The organism is Paraburkholderia panacisoli (assembly GCF_008369935.1).
In the GTDB taxonomy this organism is placed as follows: domain Bacteria; phylum Pseudomonadota; class Gammaproteobacteria; order Burkholderiales; family Burkholderiaceae; genus Paraburkholderia; species Paraburkholderia panacisoli.
This window is the reverse complement of sequence record NZ_VTUZ01000121.1, coordinates 1-2,261: the sequence shown is the minus strand read 5'-3', so window position 1 is coordinate 2,261 and position 2,261 is coordinate 1. Positions and strand designations below refer to the sequence as shown.

The window sequence follows — 2,261 nt, the reverse complement described above, 5'->3', positions numbered from 1 at the left end:
TGGGGGGCGACAATGATTTCGTCCGGTGTACCGACATTCATCTTGGCCGGTAGTGAGGAGTCGGAGGCGGCGTAGCCGCCGGAGACGACGAACTGCCGGCGGCGCCGGATCGGCGAGGCTTAGGATGGCTGACTGAACCTAAAAAGAGGCGGTCAGCCCATGTCTGGAAGCCGCATCACCGACCAGCAGGTCCGCCTCTACATGAACCATCGCAAACACCATCCGCAGAAGCTCGCTGCGGCGAAGTCAGGCATGAGCGAGCGCACGGCGCGGCGTGTCGAACACGAAGCCGGGCTACCGTCACAGCAGCCCCGGCGCTACTGGCGCTCGCGCCCTGATCCGTTCGCCGATGTCTGGGAGAGCGAAGTGGTCCCGTTGCTACGCGCTGCGCCAAGGCTGAAGGCGATCACCCTGCTGCGCAAATTGCAGGAGGACTATCCTGATGCCTTTCCCGACAGCATGCGGCGCACGTTTGAGCGGCATGTCAGCCAGTGGCGCGCGCTCGAAGGGCCGAACCAGGAAGTGTTCTTCCCTCAAACGTATCAGCCTGGCGCGCGAGGCCTGTCGGACTTCACGCACATGGACAAGCTGTGCGTAACGATTGGCGGCATCCCGTTCAACCACCTGCTGTATCACTTCGTGCTGGCGTTCTCGCGCTGGGAGTACGCCAGCGTGGTCGATGGCGGGGAGAGCTTCCAGGCGCTCGCGACGGGATTGCAGAATGCGCTGTGGCAGGCCGGCGGCTGCCCACGCGAACACCGCTCCGACAGCCTGTCGGCGGCCTTCAGGAACCTGCAGGAAGAGGAAGACTTCACGGTTCGCTATGCGGCGCTACTCGAGCACTACGGGATGGAAGGCACACGCAACAACCGTGGCATGGGTCATGAGAATGGCAGCGTCGAATCCTCGCATCGCTATCTGAAGGATCAGGTCGATCAGGCTCTGGAGTTGCGAGGTCACCGGGACTTCGCGGACCGGGCCGCGTACGACGAGTTCGTGCGCGGGGTGGTGATGCGCCGCAACCGGCGTAATGCTGCAGCGTTCCAGATCGAGCGCGAACACCTGCTGGATCTGCCTGAGCACCGTACCACCGACTTCGTTGAGGAAGAGGCGCGCGTGACCCGCTGCGGCACGTTCACCGTGCGTTGCGTCCTGTACAGCGCGCCGTCGCGGCTGATCGGTCATCGCCTGAAGGTACGCCTCTACAGTGACCGGCTCGATTGCTATCTGTCTGGCGCGCTCGTGCACAGCACAGCGAGAGCTACGCACACGAGCAAACGGCGCGGTCGCGGCATCGACTACCGACACTTCATCGAATCGCTCAAACGCAAGCCGCAGGCCTTCAGGGGCCTCGCGTTCCGTGACGATCTGTTTCCGCGTGAAGCCTACCGACGGACCTGGGAGCGGCTCGAGGTGGCGCTGACGCCGCGCAGCGCATGCAAGACCATGGTGGGCCTGCTTGAGCTGGCAGGCAACCACGGCGTCGAGGCGCAACTGGCGCAGAGGCTCGACGCATTGCTCGAACTCGGTGAACTGCCCGATCTGAAGGCTCTGTTCGATGAGTTCGCGCCGCGCCAGGCCGAGTGTCCGGTGGTTGTCGTCGAGATGCCGTCCGCCGCGCTATATGACACGTTGCTCGATGAGGAGGTGCTCGCATGAACGCCGCCTACGATGCCGGCCGTATCGCGCTGATGCTCAACGAATTGCGCCTGCCAACGATCGGCCGGTTGTGGACGGACTTCGCTGAACGCTCGGACAAGGAAAGCTGGCAGGCGTCCCGGTTACTCGGTGCATTGCTCGAACATGAACTCGCCGAGCGGGCCAAACGAAGAATCGAGCGTCATCGTACCGAGTCACATCTGGATCTGACCAAGACGCTCGCCACCTTCGACTTCGGCGTTGTGCCCATGGTCTCAAAGGCGCATGTGATGGCGCTGGCTACCGGCGATTCGTGGCTTGAGAAAGGTGCCACGATTCTCCTGTTCGGTCCACCTGGAGGCGGCAAAAGTCATCTCGGGTCTGCCATCGGACACGCCCTGATCGACGCCGGCTATCGCGTATTGTTCACGCGCACCGGCGAAATCGTGCAGAAGCTCCAGGTCGCGCGCCAGAGTCTGCAGCTGCCTTCGGCGCTCGCGAAGCTTGACCGGTTCGACCTGATCATCCTCGATGATCTGTCGTATGTGAGGAAAGACCAGGCCGAAACAAGCGTGCTGTTCGAGCTGATCGCCGAGAGGTATGAGCGGAAAAGTCTTCTGATA

General features: G+C 62.7%; 2 protein-coding genes. Both read left to right on the top strand.

The window, feature by feature from the left end:
• The first annotated feature begins 159 nt into the window (after positions 1–159).
• Entirely contained in the window at positions 160–1,659 is a 1,500-nt protein-coding gene (gene istA, locus FVF58_RS50805; RefSeq protein ID WP_149676959.1) for an IS21 family transposase, read from the top strand.
• The coding region (locus FVF58_RS50800) for an ATP-binding protein (RefSeq protein WP_149676958.1) at positions 1,656–2,261 on the top strand (606 nt) is incomplete at its 3' end. The genes istA and FVF58_RS50800, both read left to right, overlap by 4 nt.